We start from the raw sequence: 16,981 nt of genomic DNA on the forward strand, positions 1-16,981 counted from the left end.
GTGTCAGTGGAACTTTGGCAGCAATGCGTGGAGCTTTTGCGCGATGAGCTGCCTGCCCAGCAATTCAACACCTGGATCCGTCCGCTACAGGTCGAAGCCGAAGGCGACGAGTTGCGTGTCTACGCGCCCAATCGTTTTGTTCTCGACTGGGTCAACGAGAAGTACCTGAGCCGCGTTCTCGAATTGCTCGACGAACATGGCAACGGCATCGCGCCCGTGCTCTCCTTATTAATAGGCAGCAAACGCAGCTCCGCACCTCGCGCTGCTCCGAATGCGCCATTGGCCGCGGCTGCTTCCCAGTCCCAGGCTGCACCGGTTGCCGCTGCCCCTGCGCCGACGCCTTCCAAGTCTTCCGCGCATAAAAATGCATTGGAGAACGAAGAGCCGTCCCGTGACAGCTTCGACCCCATGGCAGGTGCCAGCTCCCAGCAAGCTCCCGTGCGTGCCGAGCAGCGCACTGTGCAGGTTGAGGGCGCGCTCAAGCACACCAGCTACTTGAACCGCACCTTTACCTTTGAGAATTTTGTCGAGGGTAAATCCAACCAGCTGGCCCGTGCGGCCGCCTGGCAAGTGGCCGACAACCCCAAGCACGGTTACAACCCGCTCTTCCTTTATGGCGGGGTTGGCTTGGGTAAAACCCACTTGATGCACGCTGTGGGTAACCACCTGTTAAAGAAGAACCCGAATGCCAAGGTGGTCTACCTGCACTCGGAGCGCTTCGTGGCCGACATGGTCAAGGCCCTGCAACTCAACGCCATTAACGAGTTCAAGCGTTTCTATCGCTCCGTTGATGCGTTGCTGATCGATGACATTCAATTCTTCGCGCGCAAGGAACGTTCCCAGGAAGAGTTTTTCCACACGTTCAACGCGCTGCTCGAAGGCGGACAGCAGGTCATCCTCACAAGTGACCGTTATCCCAAAGAGATCGAAGGCCTGGAAGAGCGCTTGAAATCGCGATTCGGCTGGGGGTTGACCGTTGCTGTAGAGCCACCCGAGCTGGAAACCCGCGTCGCGATCCTGATGAAAAAGGCCGACCAGGCCAAAGTCGATCTGCCCCACGATGCCGCATTCTTTATCGCCCAGCGTATTCGTTCCAACGTGCGTGAGCTGGAAGGCGCGCTCAAGCGGGTTATCGCGCACTCGCACTTCATGGGCCGTGACATCACCATCGAGCTGATTCGCGAATCCCTGAAAGACTTGCTGGCACTGCAGGACAAACTGGTGAGTGTGGATAACATCCAGCGTACCGTTGCCGAGTACTACAAGATCAAGATTTCCGACCTGCTATCCAAGCGCCGTTCGCGTTCGGTAGCGCGTCCGCGCCAAGTGGCCATGGCTCTCTCCAAGGAGTTGACCAACCACAGCCTGCCGGAAATCGGCGATGTGTTTGGCGGTCGCGACCACACCACGGTTTTGCACGCGTGCCGCAAGATCAACGAACTTAAGGAATCCGACGCGGATATTCGCGAGGACTACAAGAACCTGCTGCGTACACTGACTACGTGATGACACCAGCGCAGCTTATTAAGGCAAGGGACTAGACCATGCATTTCACCATTCAACGCGAAGCCCTGTTGAAACCCCTGCAACTGGTCGCAGGCGTCGTCGAGCGCCGACAGACCTTGCCGGTGCTGTCCAACGTACTGCTGGTGGTCGAAGGCCAGCAGCTGTCCTTGACCGGTACCGACCTGGAAGTCGAACTGGTTGGCCGCGTGCAGCTCGAAGAGCCCGCCGAACCCGGCGAAATCACCGTGCCGGCGCGCAAGCTGATGGATATCTGCAAGAGCCTGCCGAACGACGCGCTGATCGACATCAAGCTCGACGAGCAGAAGTTGGTGGTCAAGGCAGGTCGCAGTCGTTTCACCCTGTCGACTTTGCCGGCCAATGACTTCCCTACGGTTGAAGAAGGCCCGGGTTCGCTGACCTGCAGCCTGGAGCAAAGCAAGCTGCGTCGCCTGATCGAGCGCACCAGCTTCGCCATGGCCCAGCAGGACGTGCGTTACTACCTTAACGGCATGCTGCTGGAAGTGTCCGAAGGCATCATCCGTGCTGTGGCAACTGACGGCCACCGCTTGGCGATGTGTTCGATGCGCGCCGATATCGGCCAACCGGATCGTCATCAGGTCATCGTGCCGCGTAAAGGCATCCTCGAGTTGGCGCGCTTGCTCACCGAGCCGGAGGGCAACGTCAGCATCGTCCTGGGGCAACACCACATCCGCGCGACCACCGGCGAATTCACCTTCACCTCCAAGCTGGTTGACGGCAAATTCCCGGATTACGAGCGCGTACTGCCTAAAGGCGGTGACAAGCTGGTGCTCGGCGATCGCCAGGCCCTGCGTGAGGCATTCAGCCGTACGGCCATTCTCTCGAACGAGAAGTACCGGGGTATTCGTCTGCAATTGGCCAACGGTCAGTTGAAGATCCAGGCCAACAACCCGGAGCAGGAAGAAGCCGAAGAAGAAGTGGGCGTTGACTACAACGGCGGTTCGCTGGAAATCGGCTTCAACGTGAGCTACCTGCTGGACGTGCTGGGTGTGATGACCACCGAACAGGTTCGCCTTATTCTGTCGGACTCCAACAGCAGCGCGCTGGTACAAGAATCCGATAACGACGACTCGGCTTACGTTGTTATGCCGATGCGCCTGTAATCATGCTCAGCAGAAGCTAGATGTCCCTCAGTCGCGTCTCGGTCACCGCGGTGCGCAATCTGCACCCGGTGACCTTCTCCCCTTCCCCTCGCATCAATATTCTCCATGGCGCCAATGGCAGTGGCAAAACCAGCGTGCTGGAAGCCATCCACCTGCTGGGCCTCGCCCGCTCCTTCCGCAGCGCCCGCCTGTTACCAGTGATTCAATACGAGCAGCTGGCGTGCACTGTATTTGGCCAAGTTGAGTTGGCCGAGGGTGGGCACAGCGCCCTGGGGATATCCCGCGATCGCGGCGGAGAGTTTCAGATTCGCATCGATGGGCAGAATGCACGCAGTGCTGCGCAATTGGCAGAAATCCTGCCGTTGCAGTTGATCAACCCCGACAGCTTCCGCCTGTTGGAAGGCGCACCGAAGATCCGCAGACAATTTCTCGATTGGGGAGTGTTCCACGTGGAACCGCGTTTCATGGCCACTTGGCAGCGCCTGCAGAAGGCCCTGCGGCAGCGGAACTCGTGGCTGCGGCATGGTACACTTGACGCCGCTTCACAAGCGGCCTGGGACCGGGAACTGTGCCTGGCCAGCGACGAAATAGATGAATACCGCCGTGCCTATATCAAAGCCTTGAAACCAGTCTTTGAGCAGACCTTGAGCGAGTTGTTGGACCTTGAGGGGCTCACGCTGAGTTATTACCGAGGTTGGGACAAAGAACGTGAGCTGAGTGCAGTGCTTGCGACGTCCCTGCAGCGTGATCAGCAAATTGGCCACACCCAGGCCGGACCCCAACGCGCTGATTTGCGCCTTAGATTAGGCGCTCACAATGCTGCGGATATCCTGTCCCGCGGCCAGCAGAAGTTGGTGGTATGTGCATTGCGTATTGCGCAAGGGCATCTGGTTAGCCAGTCCCGACGCGGCCAATGTATTTATCTGGTGGATGACTTGCCGTCCGAACTCGACGAGCAGCACCGCCGCGCGCTATGCCGCTTATTGGAAGACTTACGCTGCCAAGTGTTTATCACCTGTGTAGACCACGAATTATTGAGGGAAGGCTGGCAGACGGAAACGCCAGTCGCTTTGTTCCACGTGGAACAAGGCCGTATCACCCAGACCCACGACCATCGGGAGTGAAGGCATGAGCGAAGAACACACGTACGACTCGACCAGCATTAAAGTGCTGAAAGGTTTGGATGCCGTACGCAAACGTCCCGGTATGTACATTGGCGACACCGATGATGGTAGCGGTCTGCACCACATGGTGTTCGAGGTGGTCGATAACTCCATCGACGAAGCTCTGGCCGGTCACTGCGACGACATCAGCATCATCATCCACCCGGATGAATCCATTACCGTACGCGACAATGGTCGCGGTATTCCGGTAGACGTGCACAAAGAAGAAGGCGTCTCGGCGGCAGAGGTCATCATGACCGTGCTCCACGCCGGCGGTAAGTTCGACGACAACTCCTATAAAGTGTCTGGCGGCTTGCACGGCGTAGGTGTCTCGGTAGTGAACGCTCTGTCCGAAGAGCTGGTTCTCACCGTACGCCGCAGCGGCAAAATCTGGGAACAAACTTACGTCCACGGTGTGCCACAGGAACCGATGAAAATCGTCGGTGACAGTGAAACTACGGGTACCCAGATTCACTTCAAGCCCTCGGCTGAAACTTTCAAGAATATTCACTTCAGCTGGGACATCCTGGCCAAGCGGATTCGCGAACTGTCGTTCCTCAACTCCGGTGTTGGCATCGTCCTCAAGGATGAGCGCAGCGCCAAGGAAGAACTGTTCAAGTACGAAGGCGGCCTGCGTGCGTTCGTTGAGTACCTGAACACGAACAAGACTGCGGTCAATCAGGTGTTCCACTTCAACATTCAGCGTGAAGACGGCATCGGCGTGGAAATCGCCCTGCAGTGGAACGACAGCTTCAACGAGAACCTGTTGTGCTTCACCAACAACATTCCCCAGCGCGATGGCGGTACTCACCTGGTGGGTTTCCGTTCCGCGCTGACGCGCAACCTGAACACCTACATCGAAGCGGAAGGGTTGGCGAAGAAGCACAAAGTCGCCACCACCGGTGATGATGCCCGTGAAGGTCTGACCGCGATTATTTCGGTCAAGGTTCCGGACCCCAAGTTCAGTTCCCAAACCAAAGACAAGCTGGTGTCTTCCGAAGTGAAGACCGCGGTGGAACAGGAGATGGGCAAGTACTTCTCTGACTTCCTGCTGGAGAACCCGAACGAAGCCAAATTGGTCGTCGGTAAGATGATCGATGCCGCGCGTGCGCGTGAAGCGGCGCGTAAAGCCCGTGAGATGACGCGTCGTAAAGGCGCACTGGATATCGCTGGCCTGCCAGGCAAATTGGCCGACTGCCAGGAGAAGGACCCTGCCCTCTCCGAGCTGTACCTGGTGGAAGGTGACTCTGCTGGCGGTTCCGCCAAGCAGGGTCGCAACCGTCGTACCCAGGCTATCCTGCCGCTGAAAGGTAAGATCCTCAACGTCGAGAAAGCGCGCTTCGACAAGATGATTTCTTCCCAGGAAGTCGGCACCTTGATCACGGCATTGGGCTGCGGTATTGGCCGTGACGAGTACAACATCGACAAGCTGCGCTATCACAACATCATCATCATGACCGATGCTGACGTCGACGGTTCGCACATTCGTACCCTGCTACTGACCTTCTTCTTCCGTCAGTTGCCTGAACTCATCGAGCGCGGCTATATCTACATCGCCCAGCCGCCGTTGTACAAAGTGAAAAAGGGTAAGCAAGAGCAATACATCAAAGACGACGACGCCATGGAAGAGTACATGACGCAGTCGGCCCTGGAAGATGCCAGCCTGCACTTGAACGACGAAGCCCCAGGCATCTCCGGAGAAGCGCTGGAGCGCTTGGTAAACGACTTCCGCATGGTGATGAAGACGCTCAAGCGCCTGTCGCGCCTGTACCCCCAGGAGCTGACCGAGCACTTCATCTACTTGCCGGCCGTGAGCCTGGAGCAGCTGGGCGACCATGCTGCCATGCAGGATTGGCTGGCCCAGTACGAAGTGCGGCTGCGCACAGTAGAGAAGTCTGGCCTGGTGTACAAAGCCAGTCTGCGCGAAGACCGTGAACGCAACGTATGGCTGCCCGAGGTGGAACTGATCTCGCACGGCCTGTCGAACTACGTCACCTTCAACCGCGACTTCTTCGGTAGCAACGACTATAAGACGGTGGTCACCCTCGGCGCGCAATTGAGCACGCTGCTGGACGACGGCGCTTATATTCAGCGTGGCGAACGTAAGAAGCAGGTCAAGGAGTTCAAGGAAGCCCTGGACTGGTTGATGACCGAAAGTACCAAGCGTCACACCATCCAGCGATACAAAGGTCTGGGCGAAATGAACCCGGATCAGCTGTGGGAAACCACCATGGACCCCGCTCAGCGTCGCATGCTGCGAGTGACCATCGAAGACGCCATTGGCGCAGACCAGATCTTCAACACCCTGATGGGTGATGCGGTCGAGCCTCGTCGTGACTTCATCGAGAGCAATGCCTTGGCGGTGTCTAACCTGGATTTCTGATCAGGTACCGGCAAAAACAAAAAGGCCAACGCTAGCGTTGGCCTTTTTTATGGGTATTTGTTAAGCATTATTGAAATGCTCCACGTGGAACATCATCCCTCGGCGGGCGCCGCCACACTCTCCAACCGATAGCCGTACCCGTAGATCGTCAGCAGCTGCCATCCTCGGTCCGCCGTTAATCCGAGCTTGTTGCGCAAGCGGTAGATATGCGTATCCAGGGGGCGAGACGATACCATTTCCTCATGGGACCAAAACCGCTCATACAGGTATTCGCGAGACAGTGGCCGCGCCAGGTTGGCAAACAGGCAGCTGGCCAAGCGGTACTCCCGTTCGGTGAGATTGATCGGTGTGCCGGCGCGCGTGACCGTCAACTCGGCGTCATCGAATGTCAGGTCATTGAAGCTTTGGAGTTCATTGCTGGCGGACTTTTGCAGCCCGTGTCGGCGCAGGACGGCGCTGACGCGAGCCTTGAGTTCATTAGGACGAAAGGGTTTGCTGACGTAGTCGTCCGCTCCACTGTTGAGCGCCGTGACGATATCGCTCTCCGCATCGCGGCTGGTGAGCATGATCACGGCCGGTGGTGACTCCATGTGCTCGCGGGTCCAGCGCAACAACGCAATGCCGCTGATATCCGGAAGTTGCCAGTCGAGTATCAACAGGTCGAAGGTTTCACGGCGCAGTTGGCGCAGCAGGTCCTCGCCGCGCTCAAAACAATGCACGGACCAGGGCTGTTCCGAAGTGCTGGGAATCTGTCGCAGTGTCTGTTCTACCCGTCTCAACTCGGCGGGCTCGTCATCCAGTATTGCGACACGCATGAGTGGATCCTTCCTGCAAAAAATAACGGCGCTTAACTTAATCAGGGGCGCCTTGTGCACATACACAGACCGGCCACTGAATCTGAATAATTATGGGCGGATACAACGAACCCCGAAACTCTGGGTACGCTGATATCAAAGGACCGTAACCAGCGAAAATCCTCGGCCCTCAAGGGGAAGATACCGGCTCCTGGCTATGAGGAAAAGGATCGATATACGCTATGGTGACTATCGGGTCCTCCAGTAAGACCGAAATAAGCTTCACTGGTTTCAGCACCTCTAATGCGTCCCATCGTAACCACCTGGAGGGAGACCGGGCTTATGACACGTTCATGCGATGATCATCGATGTCTCGGCGGGCCTGTGGCGGTGGCCCTGTGAAACTGTGGGGTAAAGCTGAAAAACGCCAACCCACCCGGGCGCAGCTGCTGTTCCACGGACTGGTGCGGGAATGGTTGCTGATTGGCTTGGTTCTATTGCCCTTCACCGCGTACTTATCCTTGAGTCCGGGCCTGGCCTTCAATAACCCGCTCTCCGCGACCGGCTCGACAGCGGGTGTGGAGATCCAGGCCAATGTGCTTAACGGTTTACTGCAGGGGCGCAACATTGTCGATCTGCCGGGTTGGCTGGCGGCCTTGATGGCTACGTCCGTGGTGGCATTGTTGCTGGGCCTGCTGCTGTATCGCCCGCGTTATGCGCTATGGATGACCCTGGGCTGCATGGCCGCGTCGGTACTGATGTCGTGGGCGTTACTGAGCCTGGGCCATTGGTGGTCGCCTGCGGCCTGCCTGATTGGGTTGTTGCTCAGCTATCTGATCTGGAACTGGCGGCGCCTGAGCGTAATCCTCGCCTACTTCGGCTGGGAACTGGCGCGCCTGGATAACGAACCGAAAGTATTGCCAGAGCGGCGCCGTGCACCGGCCAGCAAGGGCGATGTGCTTCAGGGGCGCATCTTCGCCCTCGAGCAGGCGGTCAGTCGCACCCGGGATACCCGGCGTTTTATGGCGGATGGACTGGAATGCCTGCCGGTCGCGACGCTGATCACCGATCCCCAGGGCAGCATCCTGTTGGCCAATCGCGTTGCCCGTGACGTATTCGGCAACGACCTGGTACGCGAAAACCTCCTCGAACAGCTCGCAGACCTGGGTTACCCACCGCTGCATAACGGCGTGCGCCCTGCCCTTTCTGCACTGGAGCTGGTCGAGTTTCGTGATATCCACCAACGCAGCTTGCGCATGGAGCTTGCGCCCTTGCTTCCAGCCGAGGGTGATTTCGCCCTTGGCTGGCTGCTGAGCCTCACGGATTTAAGCAAGGAACGCGAAGCCCAACAGCATCGCGAAACCATGCTGCGCTTTCTGTCCCATGACTTGCGCGCACCGCATTCGGCAATTCTTGCGCTGTTGGATGTACACGACAGTGAATCGCCCATCTTTGGCCAGATCGAACAACAGGTCCGACGCGCGCTGAGCCTCACCGAGTCCTTCGTGCAATTGGCGAAAGCCGAGGCTGACGGCTATCAATTCCAACCTACGTTGTTCGCCATGCTGGTGATGGATGCTTTCGATCAGGTGGCGGTCATCGCCCAACTCAAGGGCATTCATCTGGTTCACGATCTGGATGAAGCAGACGAAGGCATGGTGCGCGCCGATCAATCGCTGCTCACCCGTGCATTATTCAATGTGCTGGAAAACGCGATCAAATATTCGCCATCCGGCACCACCGTACGGTTAAGTCATGGCTGTGTGGAGGGTTGGTTGGAATGCCGCATCAGCGATCAGGGGCCCGGAATTGCGCCAGAAGATTTGCCAGAGCTGTTCAACCAATACCGGCGCTTCAATTCGGCCCAAGGCAGTGACGGCCTAGGGTTGGGCCTGACCATGGTGAAGGCTGTCGTAGAACGCCACGGTGGGCATGTCAGCTGTGAAAGCGAGCTGGGCATGGGTTCGACGTTCATCCTGCAACTGCCACCGTTGGAGGACTGAAAACGATCTTTTCTGCTGTGCATAAAAAACCGGTCACAAAGACCGGTTTTTTTATGAAGAAAAAACTTATGCACGTTTTCTGAGATTTTATGCGCTTCAGAAATATGCATGTAAATCAGCAGGTTACTGAGCAAAAATGCACATTTTCCAACAAACCGTACACAGCTTATCCACAGATGCTCAAATCTCCGGCGTCTCTACCACTACGGGCTCCGGCGGCAACGAACCCATGGCCCGCTGCTGCGCTTCATTCCAGGCAGCGGCGCGGTCATTCAATGCAGCAATGGCACGCGGGCCTTCGCCCTCTGCGTACATGGGCTCGCCGATCACCACGGTAATGGTGCCTGGGCGTTTGGCCCAGCCGGTCTTGGGCCAGAACTTGCCGGCGTTATGGGCAATCGGCAACACCGGCAGATTGGCGTTGACCGCCAGCGCAGTGCCACCTCGGGAGAATTTGCCGACAGTGCCATAAGGCACACGCGTACCTTCCGGGAAGATCAGCACCCAAACGCCATCCTTGAGCAGCTCGTCGCCCTTCTTGGCGACATGCTTGAGCGCCGCCTTGGGATTGTCACGGTCGATCGCAATCGGGCGCAGCATTGCCATGGCCCAACCAAAGAACGGCACGTACAGCAGCTCACGCTTGAGCACTTGGCTCAAGGGCGAGAAGTATGCCGAGAGAAAGAACGTTTCCCAGGTGCTCTGATGGTTAGACAGGATCACACAGGGCTGGTCCGGGACGTTCTCGGCGCCCTTGACCTCGAAACGGATATTCAGGAATACCTTGGACAGCCACAACGCGCAGCGGCACCAATACACATTGATGAAGCGATAGCGCGCCTTGAACGGCAGGAACGGTGCAATAAAAAAGCTCAGGGTGCACCAGAGAAACGAACTGGTGCCCAGCAGCAGGTAAAAGAAAAAGGTTCTGATGGCCTGCAAGATCGACATGGCGGCATTTACCGTTGCGGGACACGGCCCGCCTGTTAAAAGCGCACTCCCGAACAATCCTTGGTCAGGAAGTCGAGGGCGGCTAGTTGTTGATAAGTTCTGCGGCAACCGCCGCCAGATCGTCAAAAATCAAAGTGCCTACCGGCAGGTTTTTCGCCTGGGTCTTTTCGCCTTTCCCGGTCTTTACCAAAACTGGCTGAGAGTCGACGGCTTTGGCCGCCTCCAGGTCACCGAGACTGTCCCCGACGAACCATATCCCAGCCAAGGGCACCTTGTAATGTTCTGCAATGGTTTTCAACATGCCAGGCTTGGGCTTGCGGCAAGCGCAGCCCTCATCCGGCCCGTGGGGGCAGTACACCACCAGCCCCACCTCACCGCCCTGCTCCGCCACCAATGTGCGCAAACGCGCATGCATGGCGTCCAGGGTGGCAATGTCGTAATAACCGCGGGCGATGCCGGACTGGTTGGTGGCAATGGCCACTGTCCAGCCGGCGTTGCTCAACTGCGCGATGGCTTCGATCGAACCGGGCAATGGAATCCATTCCGCCACCGACTTGATGTAAGCGTCGGAGTCGTAATTGATCACCCCGTCCCGATCGAGAATCAGCAGTTTCAACATGATCAGCCCAGTACGGAAATGTCAGCGATGTTGATGAACAACCCACGCAGACGCGCCAGCATGGCGTAGCGGTTTTTCCGCACGCCGGCATCTTCGGCGTTGATCATCACCGCTTCGAAGAACGCATCCACCGGCTCACGCAGCGACGCCAACCGCGCCAACGCTTCGGCGTAGTTACGCTCGGCGATCAGCGGCTTCACGGCGTTTTCGGCCTTGGCGATAGCCGAGTTCAGCGAGAACTCCTTGGCGTCGGCAAACAGACCTGGGTCGACTTCGGCAGTGCCGAGGTTGTCGGCTTTGCTCAGCAGGTTCGATACACGTTTGTTCACGGCGGCCAGGGCATCGGCTTCCGGCAGCTTGCGGAACGCCTGTACGGCTTGTACGCGCTGGTCGAAGTCCAGCGCCGAACCCGGTTGCAGGGCACGTACCGACAGGTAGACGGAAACGTCCACGCCCTCGTCCTCGTAACGCGCACGCAGGCGGTCGAACACGAACTCCAGCACTTGCTCGGCGAGGCCCGCTTGCTTGACCTTGGTACCGAACTGGCCGACGGCAAACACCACGGCCTGGGTCAGGTCGAGGTCCAGCTTTTTGTCGATCAGGATACGCAGCACGCCCAGGGCTGCACGGCGCAGGGCATACGGGTCTTTGCTGCCGGTAGGCAACATGCCGATACCGAAGATACCGACGAGGGTGTCCAGCTTGTCGGCGATGGCCACGGCCGCACCGGTCAGGGTGGTCGGCAATTCAGCGCCGGCACCGCGCGGCATGTACTGCTCGTTCAGCGCCAGGGCCACGTCGTTCGGCTCGCCGTCGTTGAGGGCGTAGTAGTAACCGGCGACGCCTTGCATCTCAGGGAATTCGCCGACCATCTCGGTGGCCAGGTCGCACTTGGACAGCAGGCCGGCACGCGCGGCCCAGGCAGCGTCGCCGCCAATGCGCGGCGCAATGTAGGCAGCCAGCTTGGAAACGCGCACGGCCTTGTCGTAGACGCTGCCGAGTTTTTCCTGGAACACCACGTTTTGCAGGCGCAGGTTGAAGTCTTCGAGCTTCTGCTTCTTGTCTTGCTTGAAGAAGAACTCGGCGTCAGTCAGGCGCGGGCGCACGACTTTCTCGTTACCGGCGATGATCTGCTGTGGGTCCTTGCTCTCGATGTTGGCCACGGTGATAAAGCGCGGCAGCAACTTGCCATCCACGTCCAGCAGGCAGAAGTACTTCTGGTTGTCCTGCATGGTGGTGATCAGCGCTTCCTGCGGCACATCGAGGAAGCGTTCTTCGAACGAACACACCAGCGGCACGGGCCACTCAACCAGGGCGGTCACTTCGTCGAGCAGGCTTGGCGGCACGATGGCGGTGCCTTCCTGCAGGCGGGCCAGCTCTTCGGTGCGCTTGCTGATCAGCTCGCGACGCTCATTGGCATCGGCCAGCACGTAGGCGGCGCGTAGGTCATCGAGGTAGCTGGCCGGCGAGGTGATGCGCACGCTCTGCGGATGGTGGAAGCGGTGGCCACGGGAATCGCGGCCGGCCTTCTGGGCGAGGATGGTGCAATCGATGACCTGGTCACCGAGCAGCATCACCAGCCATTGGGTTGGGCGTACGAACTCTTCCTTGCGAGCACCCCAGCGCATGCGCTTGGGGATCGGCAGGTCGTTCAGGGAATCTTCGACGATGGTCGGCAACAGGCTGGCCGTTGGCTTGCCGGCGATGACCTGGCTGAAACGCAGTTTCGGGCCGCTCTGGTCAATTTCGCTCAGCTCGACGCCGCACTTCTTGGCAAAGCCCAGTGCTGCCTGAGTCGGGTTGCCGTCGGCGTCGAACGCGGCCTGACGCGGCGGGCCATCCAGGTTGATATTGCGGTCCGGCTGCTGGGTTTCCAGCGCGGTGAGCAATACCGCCAGGCGGCGTGGCGCGGCGTAGACCTTCTTTGCGGCGAACTTCAGGCCAGCGCTGTGCAGGCCTTTTTCGATACCGGCCAGGAACGCATCGGCCAGGGTGTTCAGTGCCTTGGGTGGCAACTCTTCGGTGCCCAGTTCAACCAGGAAATCTTGAGCACTCATTGTGCAGCCTCCAGCTTAGCCAACACTTCATCACGCAAATCAGGGGTTGCCATCGGGAAGCCCAGCTTGGCGCGAGCCAGCAGGTAGGCTTGGGCGACGGAACGCGCCAGGGTGCGTACACGCAGGATGTATTGCTGGCGCGCGGTTACCGAGATGGCACGGCGCGCGTCCAGCAGGTTGAAGGTATGGGACGCCTTCAACACCATTTCATAGCTTGGCAACGGCAGCGGCTGGTCGAGTTCGATCAGGCGCTTGGCTTCGCTTTCATAGAAGTCGAACAGTTCGAACAGCTTGTCGACATTGGCGTGTTCGAAGTTGTAGGTGGACTGCTCCACTTCGTTCTGGTGGAACACGTCGCCGTAGGTGACCTTGCCGAACGGGCCGTCAGCCCACACCAGGTCGTAGACCGAGTCCACGCCTTGCAGATACATGGCCAGGCGCTCGAGGCCGTAGGTGATTTCGCCGGTCACCGGGTAGCACTCGATGCCGCCCGCTTGCTGGAAGTACGTGAATTGCGTCACTTCCATGCCGTTGAGCCACACTTCCCAGCCCAGGCCCCAGGCGCCAAGGGTCGGCGATTCCCAGTTGTCTTCGACGAAACGGATGTCGTGGACCAGTGGGTCCAGGCCGACATGTTTCAGCGAGCCCAGGTAAAGTTCCTGGAAGTTGTCCGGGTTGGGCTTCAATACCACCTGGAACTGGTAGTAATGCTGCAGACGGTTCGGGTTCTCGCCGTAGCGGCCGTCAGTCGGGCGACGACTGGGCTGCACATAAGCGGCGTTCCAGGTTTCCGGGCCGATGGCCCGCAGGAATGTAGCGGTGTGGAAAGTGCCGGCGCCTACTTCCATATCGTAGGGCTGAAGTACCACACAACCTTGCTCGGCCCAGTATTGCTGGAGGGCGAGGATCAAGTCTTGGAAGGTACGCACGGCTGGCGTAGGCTGGCTCACGAAATTCACCTGTTACTTGGGCTGCGATTTAAAGAGCGGGAGTATACCCGATTCGGCCCTGCCACCACTCCCTGGAGCCTTATGCCACGCTGCTTTTGGTGTTCTGAAGATCCGCTGTACATGGCTTATCACGATCAGGAGTGGGGAACGCCGCTGCGCGATGCGCAGGGTTTGTTCGAGTTGCTTTTGCTCGAAGGGTTCCAGGCGGGCCTGTCCTGGATCACCGTTTTACGCAAACGCGAGCATTACCGGAAGGTCTTGTTCGGCTTTGATGCGCAACGCCTGGCCAAGCTGACCGACGCTGAAATTGAGGCGCTGATGCAGGACCCAGGCATTGTGCGCAACCGTCTGAAGCTCAACGCCACACGCCGCAATGCCGCAGCCTGGCTGGTGCTGGAAGACCCGGTGGGTTTGCTCTGGTCATTCGTCGGCGGCGTGCCCAAGGTCAATCACTTCAAGGATCGCAGCGAAGTCCCGGCGATCACGCCCGAGGCGCAAGCGATGAGCAAAGCCTTGAAAAAGGCCGGCTTCACTTTTGTTGGGCCGACTATCTGCTACGCGTTCATGCAGGCCTCGGGCATGGTCATGGACCACACTCAGGACTGCGACCGTTACGCGGACCTGGCCAACGCCGGTTAGAATGCGCGCTTTGCGTACCACACACGATCAGGAGTGACCTGTGGAAAAGTTTAAAGGCGCCTTGCTGGTAGGCGCTCTTCGGTTGTTTGCCCTGCTGCCCTGGCGCGCCGTACAGGCCGTCGGCACGGGCATCGGCTGGATCATGTGGAAAACCCCCAACCGCTCCCGCGACACGGTGCGGATCAACCTGTCCAAATGCTTCCCGGACATGGACCCGGTCGAGCGCGAGCGCCTGGTGGGCCGCAGCCTGATGGACATCGGCAAGTCATTGACCGAAAGCGCCTGCGCCTGGATCTGGCCGGCCCAGCGTTCCATCGACCTGGTGCGCGAAGTCGAAGGCCTGGAGGTGCTGCACGAAGCCTTGGCGTCGGGTAAAGGTGTGGTGGGCATCACCAGCCACCTGGGCAACTGGGAAGTGCTCAACCACTTCTATTGCAGCCAGTGCAAACCGATCATTTTCTATCGCCCGCCCAAGCTCAAGGCGGTCGATGATCTGTTGCGCAAGCAGCGCGTGCAACTGGGCAACCGCGTGGCGGCTTCCACCAAGGAAGGCATTCTCAGCGTGATCAAGGAGGTGCGCAAAGGCGGCCAGGTGGGAATCCCTGCCGACCCCGAGCCAGCTGAATCCGCCGGAATCTTCGTGCCGTTCTTCGCGACCCAGGCGCTGACCAGCAAGTTCGTACCGAACATGCTTGCGGGCCACAAGGCGGTCGGCGTGTTCCTGCACGCCCTGCGCTTGCCGGACGGCTCAGGCTACAAAGTGATCCTGGAAGCGGCCCCGGAAGACATGTACAGCACCGACACCGCCACGTCCTGCGCGGCGATGAGCAAGGTAGTGGAACGGTACGTCGGCGCCTACCCGAGCCAGTACATGTGGAGCATGAAGCGCTTCAAGAAACGCCCGCCGGGCGAGGCGCGGTGGTACTGATTCACCGCCGACTCAAACACAACACAAAACCAATGTGGGAGGGGGCTTGCTCCCGATGGCGGTGGTTCAGTCAACCATGCATAGACTGACACACCGCTATCGGGAGCAAGCCCCCTCCCACATTTTGATCTGCGTTCAGGCTTGGCGATCGAGTTTCTTCAGGAACACCGTCATCTCTTTTTCGGCCTGTTTGTCGCCATGGGCCTGGGCGGCTTGTATGCCTCTTTCCCACGCATCTCGTGCGGCAGCGTTATCACCCTGCCCCAACTGCGCCTTGCCCAACAACTTCCAGGCCGCCGAATACTTCGGATCGAACTCGACGCACTTGGTTAGATGTTCGGCTGCCTTGGCATTGTCCTTCAAGTCCAGATAACCCTTGCCCAAGCCAAAGCGCAGCAGCGAATTATCCACACCCTTGGCCAACATCTTTTCCAGAGACTCCAGCATCGCTTCACTCCTTGATCAGAAAAAGCTCAACCCCACGTGGAACAGCTTCTCCACATCGCGGATATGTTTCTTGTCTACGAGGAACAGGATCACATGGTCCCCGGTGGCGATCACCGTATCGTCGTGGGCGATGATCACTTCTTCATCGCGAATGATTGCGCCGATGGTGGTGCCCGGTGGCAAGCCGATATCACGGATCGCCCTGCCGATGACCTTGCTCGACTTCGAGTCGCCATGGGCAATCGCCTCGATCGCCTCCGCCGCGCCACGGCGCAGGGAGTGCACGCTGACGATGTCGCCACGGCGCACATGCGCGAGCAACGTGCCGATGGTCGCCAATTGCGGGCTGATGGCGATGTCGATATCGCCGCCCTGGATCAGGTCGACATAGGCCGGGTTGTTTATGATGGTCATCACCTTCTTCGCTCCCAGCCGCTTGGCCAGCAGCGAGGACATGATGTTGGCCTCGTCATCGTTGGTCAGCGCCAGGAAGATATCGGCGTCGGCAATATTTTCTTCCATCAGCAGGTCGCGGTCCGAAGCGCTGCCTTGCAGTACGACGGTGCTGTCGAGGGTGTCGGACAAATGCCGGCAGCGCGCCGGGCTCATCTCGATGATCTTCACCTGGTAACGGCTTTCGATAGCCTCGGCCAGGCGCTCGCCGATCTGTCCGCCGCCTGCGATGACGATGCGTTTATAGGTTTCGTCGAGCCGGCGCATTTCGCTCATCACTGCACGAATATTCGCCTTGGCCGCGATGAAAAACACTTCGTCATCGGCTTCGATCACGGTGTCGCCCTGGGGCAGGATCGGCCGGTCACGGCGGAAAATCGCTGCTACGCGGGTTTCCACATTCGGCATGTGTTCGCGCAGTTGGCGCAATTGCTGGCCCACCAGCGGCCCGCCGTAGTAGGCCTTTACCGCGACCAGCTGCGCCTTGCCTCCGGCGAAGTCGATCACCTGCAAGGCGCCCGGAATTTCGATCAGGCGCTTGATGTAGTGAGTGACCACCTGTTCCGGGCTGATCAGCACGTCCACCGGAATGGCGTCGTTGTCGAACAGGCCGGCGCGGGTCAGGTAGGCCGCTTCGCGGACACGGGCGATCTTGGTCGGGGTATGAAACAGCGTGTGCGCGACCTGGCAGGCGACCATATTGGTCTCGTCGCTGTTGGTGACCGCGACGAGCATGTCGGCATCGTCGGCGCCGGCTTGACGCAGCACCGTCGGGAACGACGCACGGCCTTGTACCGTGCGGATGTCCAGGCGGTCGCCCAGATTGCGCAGGCGCTCGGCATCGGTGTCGACCACGGTGATGTCGTTGGCTTCACTGGCCAAATGTTCAGCCAGCGTGCCACCGACCTGCCCTGCCCCAAGGATGATGATTTTCATCCGGTCACTC

14 protein-coding genes are annotated in these 16,981 nt (G+C 59.0%); 7 read left to right on the forward strand and 7 right to left on the reverse strand.

Annotated elements, in window-relative coordinates:
- From dnaA to gyrB, 4 genes are read left to right on the forward strand one after another with little or no spacing between them, the layout of a single operon-like run.
- Entirely contained in the window at nt 1-1,506 is a 1,506-nt protein-coding gene (dnaA, locus tag C4J86_RS00005) for a chromosomal replication initiator protein DnaA (protein ID WP_124360574.1), read from the forward strand.
- Nucleotides 1,507-1,544: 38 nt separating this feature from the next.
- Nucleotides 1,545-2,648, forward strand: a complete 1,104-nt coding sequence (gene dnaN / locus C4J86_RS00010; RefSeq protein ID WP_124369035.1) for a DNA polymerase III subunit beta — start codon at nt 1,545-1,547, stop codon at nt 2,646-2,648.
- Between the two features lie 20 nt (nt 2,649-2,668).
- Complete coding sequence (gene recF / locus C4J86_RS00015; protein WP_124360576.1) at nt 2,669-3,772, forward strand: DNA replication/repair protein RecF; 1,104 nt, start codon at nt 2,669-2,671, stop codon at nt 3,770-3,772.
- A gap of 4 nt (nt 3,773-3,776) precedes the next feature.
- Nucleotides 3,777-6,194, forward strand: a complete 2,418-nt coding sequence (gene gyrB / locus C4J86_RS00020; protein ID WP_124360577.1) for a DNA topoisomerase (ATP-hydrolyzing) subunit B — start codon at nt 3,777-3,779, stop codon at nt 6,192-6,194.
- Between the two features lie 92 nt (nt 6,195-6,286).
- Here gyrB and C4J86_RS00025 read toward each other — a convergent pair whose 3' ends face one another.
- A complete protein-coding gene (locus C4J86_RS00025) occupies nt 6,287-7,009 on the reverse strand; it encodes a response regulator transcription factor (protein ID WP_124369036.1) in 723 nt (240 codons plus the stop codon).
- A gap of 347 nt (nt 7,010-7,356) precedes the next feature.
- Here C4J86_RS00025 and C4J86_RS00030 point away from each other — a divergent pair, with 347 nt between their 5' ends.
- Nucleotides 7,357-8,991 carry an ATP-binding protein gene (locus C4J86_RS00030; protein ID WP_372239245.1) on the forward strand — a complete coding sequence of 545 codons (1,635 nt, stop codon included), beginning with the start codon at nt 7,357-7,359 and terminating at the stop codon, nt 8,989-8,991.
- 180 nt (nt 8,992-9,171) lie between these two features.
- Here the strand turns inward: C4J86_RS00030 and C4J86_RS00035 are convergent, their stop codons facing one another.
- From C4J86_RS00035 to glyQ, 4 genes are all read right to left on the reverse strand, one after another.
- Nucleotides 9,172-9,942, reverse strand: coding sequence for a 1-acyl-sn-glycerol-3-phosphate acyltransferase (locus C4J86_RS00035; protein ID WP_124365238.1), 771 nt, complete (start codon nt 9,940-9,942; stop codon nt 9,172-9,174).
- A gap of 82 nt (nt 9,943-10,024) precedes the next feature.
- On the reverse strand, nt 10,025-10,564 hold the full coding sequence (gene gmhB, locus C4J86_RS00040; RefSeq protein ID WP_177413166.1) for a D-glycero-beta-D-manno-heptose 1,7-bisphosphate 7-phosphatase: 540 nt from the start codon (nt 10,562-10,564) through the stop codon (nt 10,025-10,027).
- Nucleotides 10,564-12,618, reverse strand: coding sequence for a glycine--tRNA ligase subunit beta (gene glyS, locus C4J86_RS00045; RefSeq protein WP_124369038.1), 2,055 nt, complete (start codon nt 12,616-12,618; stop codon nt 10,564-10,566). The genes gmhB and glyS overlap by 1 nt, the downstream gene beginning before the upstream one ends.
- Nucleotides 12,615-13,568, reverse strand: coding sequence for a glycine--tRNA ligase subunit alpha (gene glyQ, locus C4J86_RS00050; protein WP_003187265.1), 954 nt, complete (start codon nt 13,566-13,568; stop codon nt 12,615-12,617). The genes glyS and glyQ overlap by 4 nt, the downstream gene beginning before the upstream one ends.
- Before the next feature lie 81 nt (nt 13,569-13,649).
- Between glyQ and C4J86_RS00055 the strand changes: the two genes are divergently transcribed.
- Both C4J86_RS00055 and C4J86_RS00060 read left to right on the forward strand, forming a co-directional pair.
- Nucleotides 13,650-14,207 carry a DNA-3-methyladenine glycosylase I gene (locus tag C4J86_RS00055; RefSeq protein WP_124369039.1) on the forward strand — a complete coding sequence of 186 codons (558 nt, stop codon included), beginning with the start codon at nt 13,650-13,652 and terminating at the stop codon, nt 14,205-14,207.
- Nucleotides 14,208-14,247: 40 nt separating this feature from the next.
- Complete coding sequence (locus C4J86_RS00060) at nt 14,248-15,135, forward strand: lysophospholipid acyltransferase (protein WP_124369040.1); 888 nt, start codon at nt 14,248-14,250, stop codon at nt 15,133-15,135.
- Between the two features lie 135 nt (nt 15,136-15,270).
- Here the strand turns inward: C4J86_RS00060 and C4J86_RS00065 are convergent, their stop codons facing one another.
- Together C4J86_RS00065 and trkA are read right to left on the reverse strand one after the other, a co-directional pair.
- Nucleotides 15,271-15,582, reverse strand: a complete 312-nt coding sequence (locus C4J86_RS00065; RefSeq protein ID WP_124369041.1) for a tetratricopeptide repeat protein — start codon at nt 15,580-15,582, stop codon at nt 15,271-15,273.
- A gap of 15 nt (nt 15,583-15,597) precedes the next feature.
- On the reverse strand, nt 15,598-16,971 hold the full coding sequence (gene trkA / locus C4J86_RS00070; protein WP_124360585.1) for a Trk system potassium transporter TrkA: 1,374 nt from the start codon (nt 16,969-16,971) through the stop codon (nt 15,598-15,600).
- Between the last annotated feature and the right edge of the window lie 10 nt (nt 16,972-16,981).

Source organism: Pseudomonas sp. R2-7-07, from assembly GCF_003852355.1.
Classification (GTDB): Bacteria; Pseudomonadota; Gammaproteobacteria; order Pseudomonadales; family Pseudomonadaceae; genus Aquipseudomonas.

Excerpts from the sequence above, each read along its gene's own strand:
- C4J86_RS00035 (WP_124365238.1), bottom strand. The coding sequence starts at position 9,942 with ATGTCGATCTTGCAGGCCATCAGAACCTTTTTCTTTTACCTGCTGCTG.
- gyrB (WP_124360577.1), top strand. The coding sequence starts at position 3,777 with ATGAGCGAAGAACACACGTACGACTCGACCAGCATTAAAGTGCTGAAA.
- C4J86_RS00055 (WP_124369039.1), top strand. The coding sequence starts at position 13,650 with ATGCCACGCTGCTTTTGGTGTTCTGAAGATCCGCTGTACATGGCTTAT.
- C4J86_RS00065 (WP_124369041.1), bottom strand. The coding sequence starts at position 15,582 with ATGCTGGAGTCTCTGGAAAAGATGTTGGCCAAGGGTGTGGATAATTCG.
- C4J86_RS00025 (WP_124369036.1), bottom strand. The coding sequence starts at position 7,009 with ATGCGTGTCGCAATACTGGATGACGAGCCCGCCGAGTTGAGACGGGTA.
- trkA (WP_124360585.1), bottom strand. The coding sequence starts at position 16,971 with ATGAAAATCATCATCCTTGGGGCAGGGCAGGTCGGTGGCACGCTGGCT.
- C4J86_RS00030 (WP_372239245.1), top strand. The coding sequence starts at position 7,357 with ATGTCTCGGCGGGCCTGTGGCGGTGGCCCTGTGAAACTGTGGGGTAAA.
- recF (WP_124360576.1), top strand. The coding sequence starts at position 2,669 with ATGTCCCTCAGTCGCGTCTCGGTCACCGCGGTGCGCAATCTGCACCCG.
- dnaN (WP_124369035.1), top strand. The coding sequence starts at position 1,545 with ATGCATTTCACCATTCAACGCGAAGCCCTGTTGAAACCCCTGCAACTG.
- glyS (WP_124369038.1), bottom strand. The coding sequence starts at position 12,618 with ATGAGTGCTCAAGATTTCCTGGTTGAACTGGGCACCGAAGAGTTGCCA.